Source organism: Vibrio sp. NH-7 (assembly GCF_053643215.1).
Map to the genome: position 1 here is coordinate 2,553,208 of NZ_CM132187.1, position 20,435 is coordinate 2,573,642.

A 20,435-nucleotide genomic window follows, 5' to 3' on the forward strand; every position below is an offset into this window, starting at 1 on the left:
ATTGGTTGAATGAGGGAAAATGGATTTCTTCTGGACGGGATATAAATATACCAGAAGCCCTTAACCGCCACAACGTGAAATCTATCACACTGCAATTTTTTATTTTTTGCTTCAAATCAAACTGCATGAACAGAACAAACTCACGCAAAACATAGTTGAGTCAATCTTGTCCCATTTCGCTAAATCTACTGCCCAGACCTTTTCTCTTCTCGCTTTATCTGGTTCCAATGCTCGTCCAACTCTTGCAACGAACAGTCTTGTAACGCTTTATTTTGCTCCGCGACCCTTCCCTCAACGGCTTTAAAGCGGCGCACAAATTTTAAGTTGGCCTTGCTCAAAGCGGCTTCTGGATTAACCTGTACATGACGAGCTAAATTCACCGTTGCAAAGAGTAAATCACCGATTTCTAGCTCTAGGTTGTCTTGATTTACATCGACTTGAAGCGCTTCGTCCATGACTTCATCTATCTCTTCGTGAACTTTCTCTGCAACAGGTCCTAACGAATCCCAATCAAAGCCGAATTTCGCGCATTTTTTCTGGATCTTTGTAGCACGAGAAAGAGCTGGTAGAGAATTTGGTATTGAGTCTAGGATACTTTGCTCTGTTTTGCCTACTTCTGCTTTTTCTTTTGCTTTTTCGGCTTCCCAATTGGCATTAATTTCTTCATCTGACGCAAACTCCACATCGGAAAATACATGCGGATGACGACGTGTCAGTTTCTCATTTACAGCCTCAACAACCTCTGAAAAATCAAACAACCCCTGCTCTTTGGCTAGCTGACTATAAAAAATCACCTGAAACAGCAAATCGCCAAGCTCTTCTTTGAGATTTGGCCAATCGCGATTGTGAATCGCATCGACCACTTCATAGGTCTCTTCAATGGTGTGCGGGACAATAGTGTCAAAGCTCTGCTTTCGATCCCATGGACAACCATTTTCTGGGTCACGAAGCTGCGCCATGATTTGCTCTAACTGCTCAATTGGATGGCTCATATTTCTTCTTCCTTTAAACCTTCTATCTAAAGAACTGTCATCAAATAAAAAGGTGAGCAGCCAAAACCACTCACCTTTAGGTTATCTATCTATTACCTGAGTTGGAAACTATCCCAACCTCTTGACCGACATGACATCTTTAATCTGTTCAACACGCTTCGATACGCGCTGGAGAATCTCAATGTTAGTTACTTCCAAATCGAAGTCCATGATGGAGAGCTGTTTACGATAATCGACGCGGCTCTTCATACTGGTGACTTTGATCTTTTCGTTGGCAAACAGTGTGGTGATGTCTTTGAGTAAACCGCCGCGCTCCATTGCTTCCACACGAACGGTGAGGATGTATGAACCAACAAAACCGCTGCCCCAAACCGTATCAATAATCCGCTCTGGTGCGTGATGACGCAGCTCTTCAAGTTGTTCACAATCCGCGCGGTGAACTGAAATGCCGCGACCTTGCGTGATGTAACCCGCGATCTCATCACCGGGAATCGGCTGACAACAACGCGCGAGATGGGTCATAAGGTTATCGACCCCTTCAACCACTACCGCGTCTTTCTTAGGACGACTTTGAACAGGCGCTTTGTTCTCTGCTTCTTGCAGTTTCTCTAACGCTTGCTGATCTTCCTCTTCGGCGGTTGGCTTGTTCACTAGAGCATTGATGTGGTTAATGATCTGGTTGATACGCAGATCTCCGCTACCGACACCGACATAGAGCTCATCAGGCGTATTCATGTTGAAACGCTTGAGACCATATTGTTCAGCATCTTTGAGTGTTGCGCCAATCTTGGTAAGCTCTTGTTCTAAGATCTCACGACCTGCCTCAAGGTTTTTCTCACGACTCTGTTTACGGAACCAAGCGTTGATCTTGGCACGTGCACGCCCTGAGGTAACAAAGCCAGTCGATGGGTTCAACCAATCCCGCGATGGGTTTGGCTCTTTAGACGTAATGATTTCAACTTGATCGCCCATTTGCAGTTTATGTGTAAACGGAACAATGCGTCCTGCCACCTTGGCACCAATACAACGGTGACCAACCATAGAATGAATATGGTAAGCAAAATCAAGTGGCGTTGCGCCCATTGGCAGGTCAACAACATCACCGCGTGGTGTAAAGGCATAGACTCGGTCGTCGAAGACTTGGCTCCGCACTTCGTCCAGCATTTCACCGGAGTCTGACATCTCTTCTTGCCAATCGAGTAGTTTACGCAGCCATGTGATCTTCTCATCGTAACCACTACGACCACCGCCCCCTTCTTTGTACTTCCAGTGTGCAGCCACGCCGAGTTCTGAATCTTCGTGCATCTCTTTGGTACGAATCTGGATTTCGATGGTTTTCCCTTCAGGTCCGAGAATAACCGTGTGAATCGACTGGTAGCCGTTTGGTTTCGGGTTTGCGACATAATCATCAAACTCGCTCGGAAGGTGCTTGTATTTGGTGTGCACAGCCCCTAATGCGGCGTAACAATCTTGCAGTTTGTCAGCAATAATACGTACTGCTCGAACATCGAATAGCTCATCAAAAGCGAGCCCTTTTTTCTGCATTTTGCGCCAAATGCTGTAGATGTGTTTCGGTCGACCACTGACCTCTGCATTGATCGATGATGCCTTCATTTCTGCGGTCAGATCGTCGACAAAGTCTTTGATGTACTGTTCGCGGACAATTCGTCGCTCTGAGAGTTGTTTCGCTATTTGCTTGTAGGTTTCAGGGTGTTGGTAACGGAAAGCATAGTCTTCCATTTCCCACTTTAACTGACCGATACCTAAGCGGTTAGCCAGTGGCGCATAAATGTTGGCACACTCTTTTGCGGCAGCTTGGCGCACTTCTTCTGGCGCTTTTTTTACTTCGACAAGGTTGGCAATACGTTCTGCGAGTTTGATGATCACACAACGGAAGTCATCAACCATCGCAAGTAGCATGCGGCGAACATTGTCCACCTGAGTCGAAGCCGCGCTGCCCTCCATCGTGACATTGAGCTGCCCCAACGCCGCCATTTCTTCAACACCATCAATTAATTTGATGGTTTCTTTACCAAAATCTTCTTCCAGCTTTTCGCGGTCATAGGCACCACTGGATACAAGCGGGAATAACAAGGCAGCCACGAGGGTTGCCTTATCCATAGAAAGGGTAATTAAAATTTCGATCATTTCACGGCCACGCCATAACAGCAGCGGACCTTGCTCATGATCTTGTAATATGGTCTCGCATTGGCGGTACACCTCTTTGAGGCGTTTTGCTATCTTGGCGTCCTGATTCAGGCTCGCGATCCATTTTTCTAGCTCAAACTGTTCGTCTTGGTTCAAATGTGCGCTTCTTACCGCAACCATCTCTTTCGTCCTAGTTTTTCGTTTTTCTTCGACTTATCCCAATGTCAGACTCACGACCGACGGCTTTGTTCAGTCTTTAACAAAGAGCGCCATCGATTCTAGATGGCTAGTGTGAGGAAACATATCCAGCATACCTAACTTTCTCAATTGGAAGCCTTGGTTAAGTAGGCTTTGTGAGTCTCTGGCAAGGGTAGCAGGATTACAGGAAACATAAACGACTCTTGATGCTCCAAGGTCAGAAAGTTGATCTACGATACCGCTCGCCCCTGCTCTTGCTGGGTCGAGCAGTATTTTATCAAATTTTTCCGTCGCCCAGGGCTGACCAGACATATCTTGTTCCAAATTGGCTTGAAAGAAACGTGCATTCTCTAACTGGTTAATTTCGGCATTATGGGTCGCTTTTTCCACCATCGCATCAACCCCTTCAACACCAATCACAGAGCGCACTTTTTTCGCCATTGGTAAACTGAAGTTTCCTAACCCGCAAAACAGATCCAACACTCTATCTTCTGCCGTTAAGTCAAGCCAGTTCAACGCCTGTTCGACCATCTTTTGGTTCACATCTTGGTTGACTTGAATAAAGTTATTTGGCTCAAATGGAATGGTGACACCCGTTTCCAAATAGTGTGCTTGGTCACCCACAACACGATTCAAAACATCACTTTGCGGCATCAAATACAAACTGACTTGCTGCTCTTTTGCAAACGTCTCAAGTGCCGCTTGGTCTTGCTCATCCAGAGCCTTCATATGGCGCAGTACAAGGACCCGAGTATTGTCCCCTTTTACCAATTCGATATGCCCCAAGTTTTCTTGATGACGGAATGTTTTTAGCAGCTCGAACAAAGGCGACATTAGCGCATTTAAGCCAGCATCAAGCACGGGACAATCCACCACATTGACGATCTCTTTGCTTTGCTTCTTACGAAAACCGAACTGCAACTGACGCGATTTTTTATCCACCTTCAAACTCACGCGTGCACGTCGGCGATAACCGAGTGATTCACCGATTAAAGGCGCTTCCAGAGCAGTCGTTTGGCCAGAAAATTTTCGCATCAACTGGGACAAGGTTTGCTGCTTGTGTTGCTGTTGTTTCTCCAAACCAAGGTGCTGCATATTACAACCGCCACACGCTTGGTAATGGGGGCAAAAAGGTACGATGCGCTCTGCACTTTCGGTCTGAACTTTAATCAAGTTCGCGCGGGCAAATTTGCTCTTACTTTCGGTAATTTGCACCAAAACTTGTTCTTGCGGTAACGCCCCTTCGATAAAGATGGGCTTTTTATTTTGATAGGCGATACCAGCGCCATGGTGATCGAGTTTTTCGACCAAGACGGATTGGTGCTTCGTGTTTACTTGAGTTTTCTTCTTTGGTTGGAAAAAACGCGCCATGCTCTGTGCCTTAATTGCTCGAATTGCTGTTCAGGTTCCACCTTTTGTGCCTGAATCATTGTGTGAGCTGACCGAGTTGATTATGCTTAAGGACTCGGCAGTCTCATCTTTATATTGCGACTATTTTCCCATATCCACACCACGATGTTTAGACAATAATGACAAGATATGGCTTACGCGCCCGCGTTATTACCTTAACTTTAGCGCCAACGCTGATCATCGGATTGCTCCTCAGTGCGTTTTTCTCATTCAACCGATACCACGACCTTGAACTTCAGGTGTACAACTCGGGCTTAAATATTATTGAACCACTCGCGATTGCTAGCGAAGAGGGTCTTAAAAATAATAGTCGAGAGTCTGTTAGACGCATCATCAGTTACGCACACAGGAAGAACTCTAAATTTGTTCGTAGCATCGCGGTTTTCGACTACAACCACGAGTTGTTTGTCACCTCTAACTTTCACCCGAATTTTGAGTCTTTGACTTACCCGAAACAAGAAGCCATCCCTCTTCTGGGCAATTCCACGCTCAGTGACAACACCTTAATTATGCGCGCCCCTGTCATTGCTGAGTCTGGGCTAATTGCCACCAATCGAGGCAAAGAAAACACGCCAGCACTTGGCTATGTCGCCGTCGAATTGGACTTATCATCGCTTCGCCTTCAGCAATACCAAGAGGTTTTTTCGGCGGTTCTTGTTCTTCTGATTGGTCTTGGACTTTCTGCGGTCTTTGCCTATCGGCTCATGTATGACGTGACGCGACCGATTTCTCATATGAAAAATATGGTCGACCGAATTCGCCGCGGCCACCTTGATGTGCGAATTGAAGGCAAAATGCACGGTGAGCTCGACTCGTTAAAGAACGGCATCAACGCCATGGCGGTATCCCTGTCGGAATATCATGTCGAGATGCAACACAGTATCGATCAAGCGACTTCCGATTTACGCGAAACTTTAGAGCAGCTTGAGATTCAGAACGTAGAGTTGGACATAGCCAAAAAACGAGCTCAAGAAGCGGCTCGAGTAAAGTCTGAATTCTTAGCCAATATGTCTCATGAGCTGCGCACGCCGTTAAATGGCGTCATTGGCTTTACGCGTCAGATGCTAAAAACCAAGCTGACCAATAGCCAAACCGATTATTTGAATACCATTGAAAAATCAGCGACCAATCTACTCAACATCATCAACGACATTTTGGATTTCTCTAAGCTAGAAGCCGGCAAGCTCGCACTAGAAAGCATCCCGTTTGATTTCCAAGAATCGCTTGAAGAAGTGGTCAGCTTGCAAGCCACCAGCGCCCATGAAAAAGGGCTCGAACTCACATTGAAGATCGATCCGAAGATTCCAGCGGGTCTAGTCGGAGATTCCTTACGTATTCAACAAGTACTGACTAACTTAGTTGGCAACTCCATCAAATTCACCGAGCACGGAAATATCGACATTAGCGTTGAAATGCGCTCTCAAAAAGAAGATGTGGTTGAGCTGCAGTTTATGGTTCGAGACACTGGTATCGGTATCTCTGAGCGACAGCAAGCACAACTTTTCCAAGCCTTCAGTCAAGCTGATGCGAGTATCTCTCGTCGCTATGGCGGTACAGGATTGGGTTTGGTCATCACACAAAAACTAGTCAGCCAGATGGGCGGGGAAATCAGCTTAACCAGTCGCCTTCACCAAGGCTCTACATTCTGGTTCACTTTGCGTTTGCACTCGACAGATATGCCCGTTACCGAGATGGTCGATACAGACAGCTTGAAGCAGCGCTCGCTTCTTTTGGTCGAACCAAATATGCAGGCGGCGTCTGTGACCCAGCAACAGTTAGTACAAGCTGGTCTGGTTGTGACCTATCGCTCTGCACTACCGGAAGATGCTGAGCAATTCGACTATGTTCTGCTCAACTTAGCGCCTAATCGTGAACATGAAACCTCCGCAGTCGAGCAGCAAGTTGAGCATGCTCTGCGTTGTGCACCGCATGTCGTTGTCGGCGTACCGAGTACCGCGCTGGCTCTCTCCGATGACTTGATTCAGTCTTACCCGATTCACTGCATTACTAAGCCTCTGTCTCGTAAGCGTTTGCTACAAACACTCTCGGCGAATCAAGATAATTTGCCAGTCATCGAGCCCGAAGTCGTTGTTCAAGACGAGACCTTGCCACTGACGGTGATGGCTGTCGATGACAACCCTGCTAACTTGAAACTCATTAGCGCCTTGCTCCAAGAACGCGTTGAACGTGTGATTACCTGCACCAATGGTCTTGATGCTGTGCAGCAAGCTCAGGAACGTCACTTTGATATTATTCTGATGGATATTCAGATGCCACATATGGACGGAGTCACCGCTTGCGAGGAGATTAAGAAGACTCAACTCAACGCCAATACGCCTGTGATTGCGGTAACCGCCCATGCCATGAGTGGAGAGCGAGATCGTTTACTCAAAGCCGGCATGGATGACTATTTAACCAAGCCAATTGAAGAACACGTATTACAACAAGTGTTGATGCATTGGAGCCCGCAAACGACGGATGCACAGATTGAGAAGTTGGATCTATCTGCTCAACCCGACCCGTTTGAGCCAACCGCGTCCACAACCGCGACACATTCGAATATGATCATTGATTGGCAGGCGGCATTGAAACAATCCGCCAACAAAGAAGATCTTGCCAAAGATATGTTGCAGATGCTTGTGGACTCTATTCCAGAGGTTGTCGATGTCGTCGACAACGCACTTGAAGAGGAGTCCATCGACACTGAGCTGTTGATTCATCATGTGCACAAACTGCATGGAAGTAGCTCTTATTGTGGTGTACCAAGACTGAAAACAGTCTGTGCAACCATTGAAAAAGCATTACGCTCAGGGATTCAAATCGAAGACCTCGAGCCGGAGTTGCTTGAACTACAAGATGAAATGGAAAAAGTGGTCGCCAGTGCGCAGCCCTACTTGAAGAAAAGCTAAAATAGCTTCCAAACCTGAGGCATGGCATCTATCTATGCCTCAGTGCGCAGTTTGCTCTCCGCGGTAGAAGTGATAGCTGTTCTTGCCCTCTTGCTTCACCTGATACATCGCTTGGTCTGCTCGGTGTAGCAGTTTCTCGATTACTATGCCTTTACTTGCTTGTACCGCAATCCCGACACTACAGCCAACATTAATTGAGTTGCCATTATAGACAGAAGGCAAATTGGCGAGGTCAATAGCCTGCTGAGCGACTGTCGAGAGTAGATTGTGGTCATTGTTTTGAAGCACTAGATACATAACAAACTCATCACCACCGATACGACCCACGATTCCCGGTACATTACTCTTGGCCTGTAGGTCAGAGAATCGACTGGCAATTTCAGTCAATATTAGGTCTCCCGCCGCGTGGCCATGAGTGTCATTGACGGCTTTGAAGCCATCCAAATCGATCAACAGCAGCGCGATGTACTGGCTGGTGCGAGACGCTTGCTCTACATACTTTTCGCACCCTAAGCGGTTCTTCAATCCTGTAAGAATATCTTGCTCCGCCATGTTGCGATAATAGTGCTCCCAGTGCTCAATTTGAGAACGTAACTCTCGTTCTCGTTCAATCGCTTGGCGCGAGTTCTCAATAAAAGTGTTCACACTATGAATCACCACGCCGAGCTCGTTGTTCTGGTTTTCAACATCGATGGGAATCTTCTTTGGATTCTCTGGTGTTGCGGTGTACATTGCCTCCGAGAGATCAGCAAGGGGTTTACCGACAATCTTTTTAAAAACCAGTACCAGAGCAATAACGGTGACCAAAAACTGAACAAAGACGAACATCACCTGATTAAACACTTGAGATAACGTCGTTTTTTGCAATGCGGAATGGTTGTTGTGAACATACAGCGTACCCAACGGCTCACCGTCTGTTGGCGAGTAAAGACGGTAAGTATTCGCATGTGCCCACAGATCTTTCTTATCAATAGTAAGGTGGTTGGACGCAAATGAAACACCATCGTCACTCTCTAGACGAACCGCATCAATTTCTTCATGCAGCAATAATGCAGAAATCACTTCATCGGCAATTTCGGCGTTGTTCACATACAATGCAATCGCCGCAGAGCCGGACAATGACAACACCAACTTCTGCTCTAGCTCTTTATGTTCCTTATCTGCCTGCAAGAACCCTACTGGAATCATTATCAACAGAATAACGACCAAGTAGGAAAGTGCCAATATCGAAATGATTTTCAGCAGTTTATTGGAAAGAGAGTTAAGCTTAGGTCTATTCATCAATGTAAAGTGCCACCTTAACCCCTGAATTTTCAGGCGGTTTTTCTGTCATGTAGCCAATGGCTTGTGGATTCTCTATTACTTTTTCGAGCAAGGCTTGAGTTGAATCGACTTCTTCAGGCGCCCTCATGCTTCCTGAAAATTTGAGTTTTGCCCAGTACGCATTCACCTGACTCTCACGCATGTTCGCCACAGTGGCAAAAAAACGTCTCCGCTCTTCACCAGTTCGGTCAAGCACTTGGTCAACATATGACGACCCCAATACTTTTTTTCTGCCCAGATAGACATCAGCAATATCATCAACATTAAACGCGGCGATGCTACTCTCTTCGCTCACCACCACATAAAAGCCGGCGAAAGTGTGAGAGGATAAGAACAGAAGAAGGAAGCTTAAATATTTCATCTCAGCCTCCCTAAAAGATAAAGTTCATATTGAGGCTGAACAAATGGACCCGACTCGAACTGCCCATGGTCTCCAGCGTCGAAGCCCACAGCCCATACCCATAGGGGTTGATCTTAACGTGGTCATACTGTGCTTTGAGCGCAATATAAGGAGAAACATCCCAACGTAATCCGATTGAGTAAGACTCTTGATCGATACGAACCGAGTTGATGGCGGCTTCCGTCGCTCCCTGTAATTGTGCTGCTTGCGCTCCAGCTTGGCTCCAATCTTCATCTTGCTGAAATGGTGATGAACTTGGTTTAAAGCGACCGTAAATGGCGTAAGGCGTTAAAGAGTCAAATGTTCGCCCGACTAACGCATAGCCTCCATAACCTTGCGGAATAGAGTCTTGTTGAGCGTCGATATTAAAAAGCTCGGTTTGAAAGGTTCACAACCCGTCAAAGTAAAGGGCAGCGGCTTGAAAGTAGTGAATCTGCTCATTTTCAACAACCAAAGCATCACGGGTGCGTAGCGCTTCCGCACTGATTGCTGGGAAAAACGCGGCAATGCCTGGGTTGTTGGCAAATTGGTTGACACTATTTTGTAGTAATTCGGTTTGACCCGTTTGGTTGACAGTCAAAGACCCCACACGAGCATAAGAGAGCTGCCACTTCCATTCATCTTTATCCACTTCAAAAGAGAGACTGACGACATTGTCTAAGTCAGTCGAATACTCTTCGTTGGACAAAGGCACCTCACCAACTTCTTGGTTTCGACCATACTCTAGCGATGCTTTCCAATTGAAGTAGGCGTTGTTGGAGTAGTACGTGGCGCCGATCCCATCAAGTGAGTTAAAAACAATACCGCCATATAGCTCTTGGGGAGGACGAACCCATAAGTGCGCATAGTCGATATGACGACTATCTGCCGCCGCGTAGGCGCTGACACCAATTCGACCCGCACGAAAATCCCAACTAGCATTAGGCGAGTAACGAATGAAAGCAAGCTCTGTTAGCTCATCAAGGTCATAGGTGACACCTTGATCAAAGAGGAACTGAGTCGTGAATGACCAGTCTCGGTTAAACGCCGCGTCAAATTGCATTCCAATGTTGGAATCGACCCGGAATGAACCGTCTGTATCGATATCAGTGGTACGTGTTATATCGCGGCGAAACGCCAATTCATCTTGGTTTTCATAGGCATAGCCTAAAGTACCAAAGCCTGAAAAAGACAAATCCACTGCATGTGCTAATGATGGCAAACTCAAAAAACTTAATACTAAAGAACCATGAGCTGCAAACTTGTAAAACTTATTAGGCATAGACTGCTGTCCTTTTGTCTAGACGCTAGGCTACAAATTTATAGTTTATATTTATGCTTACAAGTATAACAATAACCAACGAAAGTGTGATAAAGCAATTACTAAAATAAAACATCACCGATAAAAAAAGCGACCTAAGGTCGCTTATTGCTCAAAAATTACGGTGGCGACTGCGTAATGTCGCTCGTCCGATATCGATAAATGAATGTGCCGCACGCCTTTCGTCTTCGCCAATTCCGCAGCTTTATCACTCAAAGTGAGAATAGGAGCACCATGCTGGTCATTGGTGACATTGAAATCATGGAACGTCACACCCATGGCAATACCCGTCCCCAAGGCTTTTGACGCCGCCTCTTTGGCTGCAAAGCGCTTGGCCAAAAAACGACCTTGCTGCTTGAGACTTTTGAATCGCTCAAATTCAGTGTCAGTCAAGATCCGTCTGGCAAATGGCTCACCTGAGCGAGCGAGTGCTTTCTCAACTCGCTCGATCTCCGCAATATCAGTCCCTAAACCTACAATGGCCATGGCTTATTTACGGGCTAAAACCATTTGCGCTTTCATGTCGGCGACTGCTTTGTGCAAACCGTCAAACGACGCACGCCCAATAATAGAGTGACCGATGTTAAGTTCATAGATTTCAGGGATTGCCGCAATGGCTGCAACATTATGGTAAGTCAAACCGTGGCCAGCATTTACCGTGATACCAAGGTCTGCGGCATAGCTAGCACCCGCTGCAATCTTCTTCAACTCGTCTTGCTGATCTTCTTCCGTTTCTGCGTCTGCGTAGTGACCCGTATGCAACTCAATAAATGGCGCGCCACATGCTTTCGCCGCATCAATCTGTTCACGGTCCGCATCAATGAACAACGACACCTTAATACCTGCTTCAGATAGCTTTTGGGTTGCTGCTTTGACTTTTTCTAGCTGACCAACGACGTCTAGGCCACCTTCCGTCGTTAACTCTTCACGCTTTTCCGGTACCAAGCATACGTACTCTGGTTGTGTGTTCAGCGCAATCTCAACCATTTCATCCGTGACCGCCATTTCCAAATTCATACGCGTCTGAATTGTTTCACGTAAAATGCGCACATCTCTATCATTAATATGACGGCGATCTTCACGTAGGTGGATGGTGATACCGTCTGCACCAGCGCGCTCCGCAACTTCTGCGGCATGCACTGGATCTGGGTATTTCGTCCCACGTGCATTACGTAATGTCGCGATATGGTCGATGTTAACACCTAGGTAGATTGAGCTCATTTTCCAATACTCCGTGCTCGGGGAATCATTGCTACAAACAACTCCCTGCTTTTTAAAGGTTTGCCGCCAAGATACGGCTTTAAGGCTATACGTGTAAAGCGTTTTGCCGCTTTAAGTTGTTCTTTTGTGGTAAATCTACGTTCGCTGATCGCGATCAGTTCATCACCTTTAAACGTTAAATTGTCATACCGAACGGAAGCAATAAAACCTTTCTGCTCTCGGTATCGGTAAGTCATTGTGGGTTCAATCGGCTCCCCACTCCCCGCACAATGAAGGAAATCAACCCCGTACCCCATTGCAGATAACAGCGCCAGTTCAAATCGGCGCAATGCGGGTTCAGGGTTATCACATTGCGCAAGCTCGGTTAAAACATGCAGATAGTCGTGAAACAGTGCAGGCATCGGCACTTCAGCCATAAGCACTCGACCAATCAGTTCATTGACGTACATACCTGAATAGAGATTAATACCTGTGAGCGGGAGGCCTAGGCTAATTGGCTCGGCTTGACGCAATGTTTTCATGGAGCCATTTCCCGACCATTTCAGCAACAAGGGCGTAAAAGGCTGCAGCGCGCCTTTTAAATTGGAACGCTTACTCCTTGCCCCCTTGGACATCAGGGTGACGCGGCCATACTCTTCGCTGAACACATCCAAAATGAGGCTCGATTCACTGTATGGTCGTCGATGTAATACAAAGCAACGTTGTAAGCCTTCTGCAGACATATCACCTTCTAAATACAAAAAAGGAGCCCAATGGCCCCTTTTACTCTATTTTCGCGGAGCGAAGCGCAAAGCCTCTTACTCGTTATAAATCGTCAATGTAGCCAAGAGAACGAAGCGCTCGTTCGTCATCCGCCCAGCCAGACTTCACTTTAACCCAAGTCTCAAGGTAAACCTTACGACCAAACAGCTCTTCCATATCTAGGCGAGCTTCACGACCAATGGTTTTGATCTTCTCACCGCCTTTACCAATCACCATCTTTTTCTGGCCGCTGCGTTCAACCAAGATAAGAGCATTGATGTGGAAGCCATCCGTTTCTGGGTTGTAATCAAAGCGTTCGATTTCAACGGTCACTGAGTAAGGCAGTTCCTCACCAGTGAAACGCATCAGTTTTTCACGAACAATTTCAGAAGCCATGAAACGCTGAGAACGATCTGTCACATACTCTTCAGGGAAGTGGTGAGTCGCTTTTGGCAGATGCTCGCGTACATGCTTACGCAATACATCAATGTTTTTGCCATGTTTTGCCGAGATCGGCACCACATCGACAAATTCCATCTTCTTCGACATTTCCATCATGTGCAACATGACGTCATTGCGATCTTGTACGTTATCAACTTTGTTGACACACAATACGACTGGGAAGTTCGATTTCTGCAGTTTAGTCAGAACCATTTCATCATCAGCAGTCCAATGCGTACCATCCACAAGGAAGAACACAAGGTTCACATCACTTAACGATGAGTTAGCCGCACGGTTCATTAAACGGTTGATAGCACGTTTTTCTTCAATGTGAAGCCCAGGAGTATCCACGTAGATCGCTTGGTAATCCCCTTCCGTGTCTACACCCATGATTCGGTGGCGAGTGGTTTGAGGTTTACGCGAGGTAATCGAAATCTTCTGACCTAAAATACGGTTTAAAAGCGTCGATTTACCCACATTAGGGCGACCTACGATGGCCACAAAACCACAGTGTTGGTTCTCAGGGGTGCTTGCAGGCTCGTTGTTCGATGAGAAAAACGCATCGATATCAAATTCGTTGTTATCTGTTGAATCAGTCATTGGTCAATTGCTCTAGTGCCAATTCAGCAGCCGCTTGTTCTGCCTTGCGGCGGCTGGTGCCTTTACCAATTACAGGCTGTCCAATACCTGCTACTTCACACGAAACCGTAAACTCTTGGTTATGTGCTTCACCTTTAATATTAGTCACTGTATACGCTGGCAGTGGTTTTCTTCGACCTTGAAGAAACTCTTGAAGACGAGTTTTCGGATCTTTTTGCGAAACACCAGGCTTTATCGCATCAAGACGCGATTGATACCAACTTAAGATAATGCCACGCACTACCTCAATATCACTGTCCAAATAGATGGCACCAATGATCGCCTCTACGGCATCCGCAAGAATTGAATCACGACGGAAACCGCCACTTTTTAGCTCACCTGGACCTAATTTTAAGTGATCTCCTAGTTCGAATTCACGACCTAGTTCAGCCAACGTATTGCCACGAACCAGTGTCGCACGCATACGGCTCATATCCCCTTCATTCACTTTCGGGAAACGGTGATAAAGATCATCAGCAATGACAAAACTTAAAATTGAATCGCCCAGAAACTCAAGACGCTCGTTGTGTTTTCCGTTGGCGCTTCGATGTGTTAGCGCCAAGTTGATTAGCTCAGCATCATTGAACTGATAACCAACCTTTTTCTCTAGTTTTGCAATAGGAGAATTCATGCTCTCTCATTAATTTGTGTTGCATTCTCAAAGGGTGGGAGTGTGAATCACACACTCCCGCGCTCATAAGAAATTAGTTAATACCACCGATGCGATTAAACCTAACACCAGTTGGAATCCAAGAAGGTAAAATGCTGTCTTCGCCACGCTCAAACTCGAAGCTGATCCAGATGGCGACAGCTTTACCGACTAGGTTTGCTTCTGGAACAAAGCCCCAGTAGCGACTGTCAGCACTGTTGTCACGGTTGTCACCCATAACAAAATACTGACCTTCAGGAACAACCCACTCATTGACGCCATTGCGCGGTTGATAAGCTTCAACACGATCGCGGCGCAGCGGATTGACCAAGATTTGATGTCCGACTTCCCCTAGCTTTTCGTCAAGTTGAATCAAAGGAATGCCATTTTGGATAAATTGACTCTCTTCGACATTGGAAAGTTTGACTGGTTTACAGCTCGACTCACCTGGCGACTGAATACAGATTTCTTTCTTGCTGTTGTAGCGAACTGTATCACCTGGCAGTCCCACGACACGCTTGATATAGTCGATACTTGGTTGCGGTGGGTATTTGAATACAACGGTATCACCACGTTCAGGTTTACCCGTCTCGACAAGTTGAGTACGCCATACTGGGTCTTTCAGACCATACGCGTATTTTTCGACTAAGATGAAATCGCCGACGAGTAGAGTTGGCATCATTGAACCAGATGGAATCTGAAACGGTTCATAGATGAATGAGCGCAGAACAAGAACGGCTGCGATCACCGGAAAAATCGAGACGCTATTTTCAATCCACCACGGTTGAGTTTTCACTTTTTCAACAACAGCAGCATCTAAACCGTTGGTTTGAGCTTCGATTTCCGCCACTTTCTCTTGGCGTTTCTTTGCAAAAACCAGCTTCTCTAACACCCACACAATGCCCGTCACCAAAGTCACAATTACAAGAATGAGTGAAAATGTATTCGCCATTGACTTCCCTTATCTCAAAAATACGAAAGTGAAAGAGCCGAGACCCTTTCACTTATTTTATTGTCATAACCTGTTATGACAGACCGGAACGAGAGTAGTTCAACTCTAGTCCTTGCCCACATGCAGAATCGCAAGGAAGGCTTCTTGAGGCAGTTCGACGTTACCGATCTGCTTCATACGCTTCTTACCTTCTTTCTGCTTCTTCAGAAGTTTCTTCTTACGGCTCACGTCACCACCGTAACACTTGGCGATTACGTTCTTACGCAGCTGTTTCACGGTCGAACGAGCGATGATGTGGTTGCCGATGGCGGCCTGAATGGCAATGTCGAACATCTGACGAGGAATGAACTCTTTCATTTTCTCAACAAGCTGACGGCCACGAGTCTGTGCCTGATCCTTGTGTGTGATCATCGCCAGTGCGTCAACCGTATCGCCATTCAATAGAACATCAACACGAACCATGTTAGACGCTTCAAAACGTTGGAAGTTGTAATCCAGTGAGGCGTAACCGCGAGACGTCGACTTCAAGCGGTCGAAGAAGTCCAGTACCACTTCTGCCATTGGGATGTCGTACGTCACAGCAACTTGGTTACCGTGGTACACCATATCAACCTGAACGCCACGCTTCTCGACACAAAGAGTAATAACATTGCCCAAGTACTCAGATGGTACAAGAATGTTACAGCGAGCGATTGGCTCACGGATTTCTTCAATATCGTTCACAGCAGGAAGCTTAGCTGGGCTATCGACATACAGAATGTTGCCGTTAGTCTCTTCCACTTCGTACACAACCGTTGGCGCAGTGGTGATCAGGTCTAAGTCGTACTCACGCTCAAGACGCTCTTGAATGATCTCCATGTGCAGCATGCCAAGGAAACCACAACGGAAACCAAAGCCCAATGCCGCTGAGTTTTCTGGCTCGTAGAAGAGTGATGCATCATTCAAGCTTAGCTTGCCTAGGGCATCACGGAAGTTTTCATAGTCGTCAGAAGAAACAGGGAACAGACCTGCATATACTTGCGGTTTTACTTTCTTAAAGCCAGGGAGTGGCTTGTCGCTGCCGTTTTTCGCTAGAGTCAGCGTATCGCCCACAGGCGCGCCCAAGATGTCTTTGATACCACAAACCACCCAGCCTACTTCGCCAGTACGCAAGATATCAGTATCAACTTGTTTCGGAGTGAAGATACCCAAACGGTCAACGCCCCAAACTTGACCCGTGCTCATCACTTTAATTTTATCGTTTTTCTTGAGCTCGCCGTTTTTAATACGAACTAAGGAAACAACACCTAAGTAGTTATCAAACCAAGAGTCAATGATCAACGCTTGTAGTGGCGCATCTGGATCACCTTCTGGAGCAGGGATAGCCGAAACGATATTTTCTAGTACATCGTCAACACCAATACCCGTCTTAGCTGAACAACGTGTCGCTTCCATCGCATCAATACCAACGATTTCTTCGATCTCTTCCGCTACGCGCTCAGGATCAGCGGCTGGTAGGTCAATCTTGTTTAGGATTGGCACCACCTCTAGATCCATTTCGATCGCAGTGTAACAGTTAGCAAGAGTTTGAGCCTCAACACCCTGACCAGCATCGACAACCAATAATGCACCTTCACATGCCGCTAGAGAGCGAGATACTTCGTACGCGAAGTCAACGTGTCCTGGGGTATCGATGAAGTTCAACTGGTACGTTTCGCCATCTTTGGCAGTGTAGTTAAGCGTCACACTTTGCGACTTGATGGTGATACCACGTTCACGCTCTAGATCCATAGAATCGAGAACCTGAGCCGCCATTTCGCGGTCGCTAAGGCCACCACAAACTTGGATTAAACGGTCAGATAGGGTCGACTTACCATGGTCGATGTGGGCGATAATCGAAAAGTTACGAATGTGCTTCATGATTTGGGGTGACTAAACTCTTAAAAATTAGGGACAATAGATACCCGACCGCAGTTTGCGCGAGGGGTACAGAAATGCCGTCATTTGACGGCATTTCGATCAAGTTGGCAGATTCTACCCAATTTCTGGGCGCTTCGCACTAGCTAATTGGCTCACCAAGTATTCTAAGCAAAGTCACTCTCTGCGAAGACTGGGACTCCAATTTCCGAGTACAGAGCTTGGCAAGGTAAATGCCAACACCTGTAAAGATAGCAGAGCTCAAGATGACGAGACCTTCTCCCGCCCCTAGCATCGGCGCTAACCATCCGTTTGCGAGAAAAGCACCTAAAATGAGGGCAAATAGTGGCACTAGGTAAACAACAGCAGCCGATTGCAATAACTGCTTTTCCGGCAGACCGATCTCGACAACCTGCCCTTCTTTGACTGGCTTGTCGGTCAGCATATGCCACGATAAAGATTTGCTTCCGAGCGCTTTGGAAACGATACCGGTGCCGCAACTTTTTTGTGACGAACAACTGCTGCAGCTCGTTTGCTGCTCACATGCAAGCTCAACTTCAAACCCTTTTGCTGAAGGCGTAACATGAGAGACCGTTGCTAACGCGGTCATCATTGGGTCTTACCTTCCGGAGCTGAAACAACCACAGATTGTGCAATGCGCTTCGCGGTTGCAGGAGGAATATCCCCCACCACAGAAATTTCAAGGTTACCATTCACAAAGCTGTGTAAGGTTCTTCGGCCTTGGCGAACAAGCTGCCCTTTGAGAGACAAGTTGTCACTGTCGGCAATATAAACCGAGAAATTGAATAGTCCATCACTGTACATCTGGCTTTCAACCATACGCTCAGTGTTCACCATGCGATAACGATTGAGTTCTCTAGGTTCAAAGCCACTTGGAATCCAGTTAACACGCCAAAACGACTCTTCTAGCTGTCCTTTTGGCAATGAAAGCACTTCCGGCAACTTAACGTCATTCAAACCACTTAGAATCGTACGCACCTGATCATTTACGCTATAGGCAATGGTCCGGTACTGTTCCAGCACTTCCCCGTCACGATCTAAAAGATCGGCTCGCAACGGTAGCTTGCTTTTTTCATCCACCCACAAGACATACGAGTAACGAAGACCATCTTTAGGCACCACTCGTAACACCTGACATGCAGTGCCCGCTTCACGAGCTCGACCAACCTGAATAAAGTCGTAAAACTCACTCAACTCTTCAATATTTGCATTTAACAAAGGTATGGTCGGTGCGACCATGCTGGAAGAATCAATGGTAAAAGGCTCAACGCCTGGTTCGATATAGCTCACTTCGCCACCGCGACGAATCACTTCTCGAACAGGGCCACTGAGATAAACAAGGTGTGCAAGCTGTTCATCGTCTAGACGCGCATGACGATAAAGCAAAGGTTCGATGCTGTTTTTCTTGATTAGAATATAGGACAGCTCATAATTGAGATGCTGACTTGCTTCGTTCATTTGATGCAACAAAGCCCCTGCAGGCGTTTGCTCTGCAAAGGCTGGGGTTGTATTCAAACTGAACAGTGTCAGCACACTGAACAGAAATTTTCTCATTCAACTACCGTTTCTGGGTGATTACTATCTACCGATTCACTCTCGCTGTTTAAACGCAATTGTAGTTCGTAATCTTGTAACATCGCATTAATTCGACGTCGTTGCTCCTGAACTGTCGCCTGGCTACTTTGGTTAGAATGCGCCACCGATTCACGAGTCAAGCTCACAGGCTCAGCACTCCCAGCAAATGGGATAGTCTGCAACACTGGCAGTTGATCCGCCTCTGGCGTTGAGGCATCTCCCCCACCGTATTGCTGGACGCCTAAAATAACGGCCAATGATACACATGCAGCCATAGCGACTTGACCAAACTGGTTTAGCCATGCTGGCAACTGGCGTCTCGCTTGTTGAGGCGTAGGTTGCGATTCTTCCACTCGATGCTCGTCAAGATCCACGACCGAATCGGACGTAGAGAATAGCGTATGAGCAGGTTCGTTTTCTAGCGCTAAAGCGACACTTTCAGCGATATTCCACTCCGGCTTTTCCGGTGCGTCACCACGCATTACATCTCCAATGAGATGATAATTTTTCCAGGTCTGCAGGCAATCTTGGTCATGCTCTAAATCGGTAATCAGAGCCTTATCGACCAACTCTCCATCCATGAGTGCTGAAAGCTTCTCTTTGTCAGCCATTATTTTCACCATTACTATTACTGGTATTAGCGTTGCAGAAGAGGTTGAATTTTCTTTTCAACCGCTTCACGAGCACGGAAGATACGCGAGCGCACCGTTCCGACAGGGCAATCCATCACCGCTGCAATTTCTTCATAACTCAAGCCATCAAGCTCGCGAAGTGTCATTGCAGTTTTTAAATCATCAGGAAGTGCTTCGATTGCACTGAAAACCACTCGTTTCAATTCTTTGGACAACGTTAAGTTCTCAGGGTTCGAAATTTCTTTTAAAGCACTTCCAGTTTCGTAATATTCAGCTTCTTCAGTATCTACATCTTGAGCAGGTGGTCTGCGCCCCTGAGCCACGATGTAGTTTTTAGCAGTATTAACCGCGATTCGATACAACCAGGTGTAAAAGGCACTCTCACCTCGAAAACTAGGGATTGCTCGGTACGCCTTAATGAATGCTTCTTGCGCTACGTCTGGTACATCACCAGGATTGTTGACGTAACGAGAAATAAGGTTACAAACCTTGTTTTGGTACTTAGTCACCAACAAGTTAAATGCTTGCTTATCCCCATTCTGAACTCGCTCAATTAACACTTGATCGGTCAGCTGCTCGTTCATTCGAGCGGGTACTCCTATTGTTCTTCGCTCCCACCTTTTTAGATATGAGCATTAATTATGCAAAATGTAGTATTGACACCACTGCTTACTTGAGCACTATTGTGACCTAGCAAATAAATATAAGTTCAATTAATCTTCAAACTATTTTTACACAATGGCGTATCAATAATCCTCATGAGTGGATTGTGAGGATGAGAGTGAAGAAAAGCAATGCCCTTTAACAACAATTGCCTTTATGCAAAGCCATCCGCACGGTGGTACTATAACGGATTGGCTCCCTCGACTTGGGGGCCGCATTGGCAATTCAATGACTAATTTAAGAGCGGGATCGCTCTTTCGCTTCTGTCCTGTTACGCCGTTTAACAGAGTTGGCAGTGGTAAAATTTAACTCGGGAAAATAAAAG

18 protein-coding genes are annotated in these 20,435 nt (G+C 46.5%); 1 reads left to right on the plus strand and 17 read right to left on the minus strand.

The genetic code is table 11. The annotated features are described in order from the left end of the window. Nucleotides 1-185: 185 nt before the first annotated feature. The 3 genes from mazG to rlmD all read right to left on the minus strand — a co-directional run bounded on the left by mazG (nucleotide 186) and on the right by rlmD (nucleotide 4,709). The gene (mazG, locus tag ACUALS_RS11800) at nucleotides 186-992 is read right to left on the minus strand and encodes a nucleoside triphosphate pyrophosphohydrolase (RefSeq protein WP_334475174.1); all 807 of its coding nucleotides are present in this window, start codon (nucleotides 990-992) and stop codon (nucleotides 186-188) included. Between the two features lie 108 nt (nucleotides 993-1,100). Next, nucleotides 1,101-3,320 carry a GTP diphosphokinase gene (gene relA / locus ACUALS_RS11805; RefSeq protein WP_331400507.1) on the minus strand — a complete coding sequence of 740 codons (2,220 nt, stop codon included), beginning with the start codon at nucleotides 3,318-3,320 and terminating at the stop codon, nucleotides 1,101-1,103. A gap of 69 nt (nucleotides 3,321-3,389) precedes the next feature. Continuing rightward, nucleotides 3,390-4,709 (minus strand): 23S rRNA (uracil(1939)-C(5))-methyltransferase RlmD, encoded by a 1,320-nt coding sequence (rlmD, locus tag ACUALS_RS11810; RefSeq protein WP_454448411.1) that lies wholly within the window; start codon nucleotides 4,707-4,709, stop codon nucleotides 3,390-3,392. Between the two features lie 158 nt (nucleotides 4,710-4,867). On the opposite strand from rlmD, the gene barA reads away from it, so the two are divergent. Then, nucleotides 4,868-7,657, plus strand: coding sequence for a two-component sensor histidine kinase BarA (gene barA / locus ACUALS_RS11815; RefSeq protein WP_454448412.1), 2,790 nt, complete (start codon nucleotides 4,868-4,870; stop codon nucleotides 7,655-7,657). Between the two features lie 39 nt (nucleotides 7,658-7,696). Here the strand turns inward: barA and ACUALS_RS11820 are convergent, their stop codons facing one another. The 14 genes from ACUALS_RS11820 to rpoE form a co-directional block, all read right to left on the minus strand. After that, the gene (locus tag ACUALS_RS11820) at nucleotides 7,697-8,938 is read right to left on the minus strand and encodes a GGDEF domain-containing protein (protein WP_331402518.1); all 1,242 of its coding nucleotides are present in this window, start codon (nucleotides 8,936-8,938) and stop codon (nucleotides 7,697-7,699) included. Then, nucleotides 8,931-9,341: a hypothetical protein gene (locus ACUALS_RS11825; protein WP_454448413.1), complete on the minus strand. Its 411-nt coding sequence runs from the start codon at nucleotides 9,339-9,341 to the stop codon at nucleotides 8,931-8,933. The genes ACUALS_RS11820 and ACUALS_RS11825 overlap by 8 nt, the downstream gene beginning before the upstream one ends. Before the next feature lie 427 nt (nucleotides 9,342-9,768). After that, nucleotides 9,769-10,641: a hypothetical protein gene (locus tag ACUALS_RS11830; protein ID WP_454448414.1), complete on the minus strand. Its 873-nt coding sequence runs from the start codon at nucleotides 10,639-10,641 to the stop codon at nucleotides 9,769-9,771. A 144-nt stretch (nucleotides 10,642-10,785) separates the two neighbouring features. Further along, entirely contained in the window at nucleotides 10,786-11,166 is a 381-nt protein-coding gene (acpS, locus tag ACUALS_RS11835; RefSeq protein ID WP_005472872.1) for a holo-ACP synthase, read from the minus strand. Nucleotides 11,167-11,169: 3 nt separating this feature from the next. After that, the gene (gene pdxJ, locus ACUALS_RS11840) at nucleotides 11,170-11,901 is read right to left on the minus strand and encodes a pyridoxine 5'-phosphate synthase (RefSeq protein WP_454448415.1); all 732 of its coding nucleotides are present in this window, start codon (nucleotides 11,899-11,901) and stop codon (nucleotides 11,170-11,172) included. Next, nucleotides 11,898-12,623 carry a DNA repair protein RecO gene (gene recO, locus ACUALS_RS11845; RefSeq protein WP_038140758.1) on the minus strand — a complete coding sequence of 242 codons (726 nt, stop codon included), beginning with the start codon at nucleotides 12,621-12,623 and terminating at the stop codon, nucleotides 11,898-11,900. Before recO ends, pdxJ begins: the two co-directional genes overlap by 4 nt. An 82-nt stretch (nucleotides 12,624-12,705) precedes the next feature. Beyond that, nucleotides 12,706-13,683, minus strand: a complete 978-nt coding sequence (gene era / locus ACUALS_RS11850) for a GTPase Era (protein ID WP_039478663.1) — start codon at nucleotides 13,681-13,683, stop codon at nucleotides 12,706-12,708. Further along, the gene (gene rnc / locus ACUALS_RS11855) at nucleotides 13,676-14,353 is read right to left on the minus strand and encodes a ribonuclease III (protein WP_038140763.1); all 678 of its coding nucleotides are present in this window, start codon (nucleotides 14,351-14,353) and stop codon (nucleotides 13,676-13,678) included. The genes era and rnc overlap by 8 nt, the downstream gene beginning before the upstream one ends. Before the next feature lie 73 nt (nucleotides 14,354-14,426). Continuing rightward, complete coding sequence (gene lepB / locus ACUALS_RS11860) at nucleotides 14,427-15,323, minus strand: signal peptidase I (protein WP_005472889.1); 897 nt, start codon at nucleotides 15,321-15,323, stop codon at nucleotides 14,427-14,429. 105 nt (nucleotides 15,324-15,428) lie between these two features. Continuing rightward, nucleotides 15,429-17,222: a translation elongation factor 4 gene (lepA, locus tag ACUALS_RS11865; protein ID WP_038140765.1), complete on the minus strand. Its 1,794-nt coding sequence runs from the start codon at nucleotides 17,220-17,222 to the stop codon at nucleotides 15,429-15,431. A gap of 139 nt (nucleotides 17,223-17,361) precedes the next feature. Continuing rightward, nucleotides 17,362-17,832 (minus strand): SoxR reducing system RseC family protein, encoded by a 471-nt coding sequence (locus ACUALS_RS11870; protein WP_039625883.1) that lies wholly within the window; start codon nucleotides 17,830-17,832, stop codon nucleotides 17,362-17,364. Then, a complete protein-coding gene (gene rseB / locus ACUALS_RS11875) occupies nucleotides 17,829-18,794 on the minus strand; it encodes a sigma-E factor regulatory protein RseB (RefSeq protein ID WP_331398767.1) in 966 nt (321 codons plus the stop codon). The genes ACUALS_RS11870 and rseB overlap by 4 nt, the downstream gene beginning before the upstream one ends. After that, a complete protein-coding gene (locus ACUALS_RS11880) occupies nucleotides 18,791-19,426 on the minus strand; it encodes an RseA family anti-sigma factor (protein ID WP_039478667.1) in 636 nt (211 codons plus the stop codon). Before ACUALS_RS11880 ends, rseB begins: the two co-directional genes overlap by 4 nt. Before the next feature lie 26 nt (nucleotides 19,427-19,452). Continuing rightward, entirely contained in the window at nucleotides 19,453-20,031 is a 579-nt protein-coding gene (gene rpoE, locus ACUALS_RS11885) for an RNA polymerase sigma factor RpoE (RefSeq protein ID WP_005472797.1), read from the minus strand. Nucleotides 20,032-20,435: the final 404 nt, after the last annotated feature.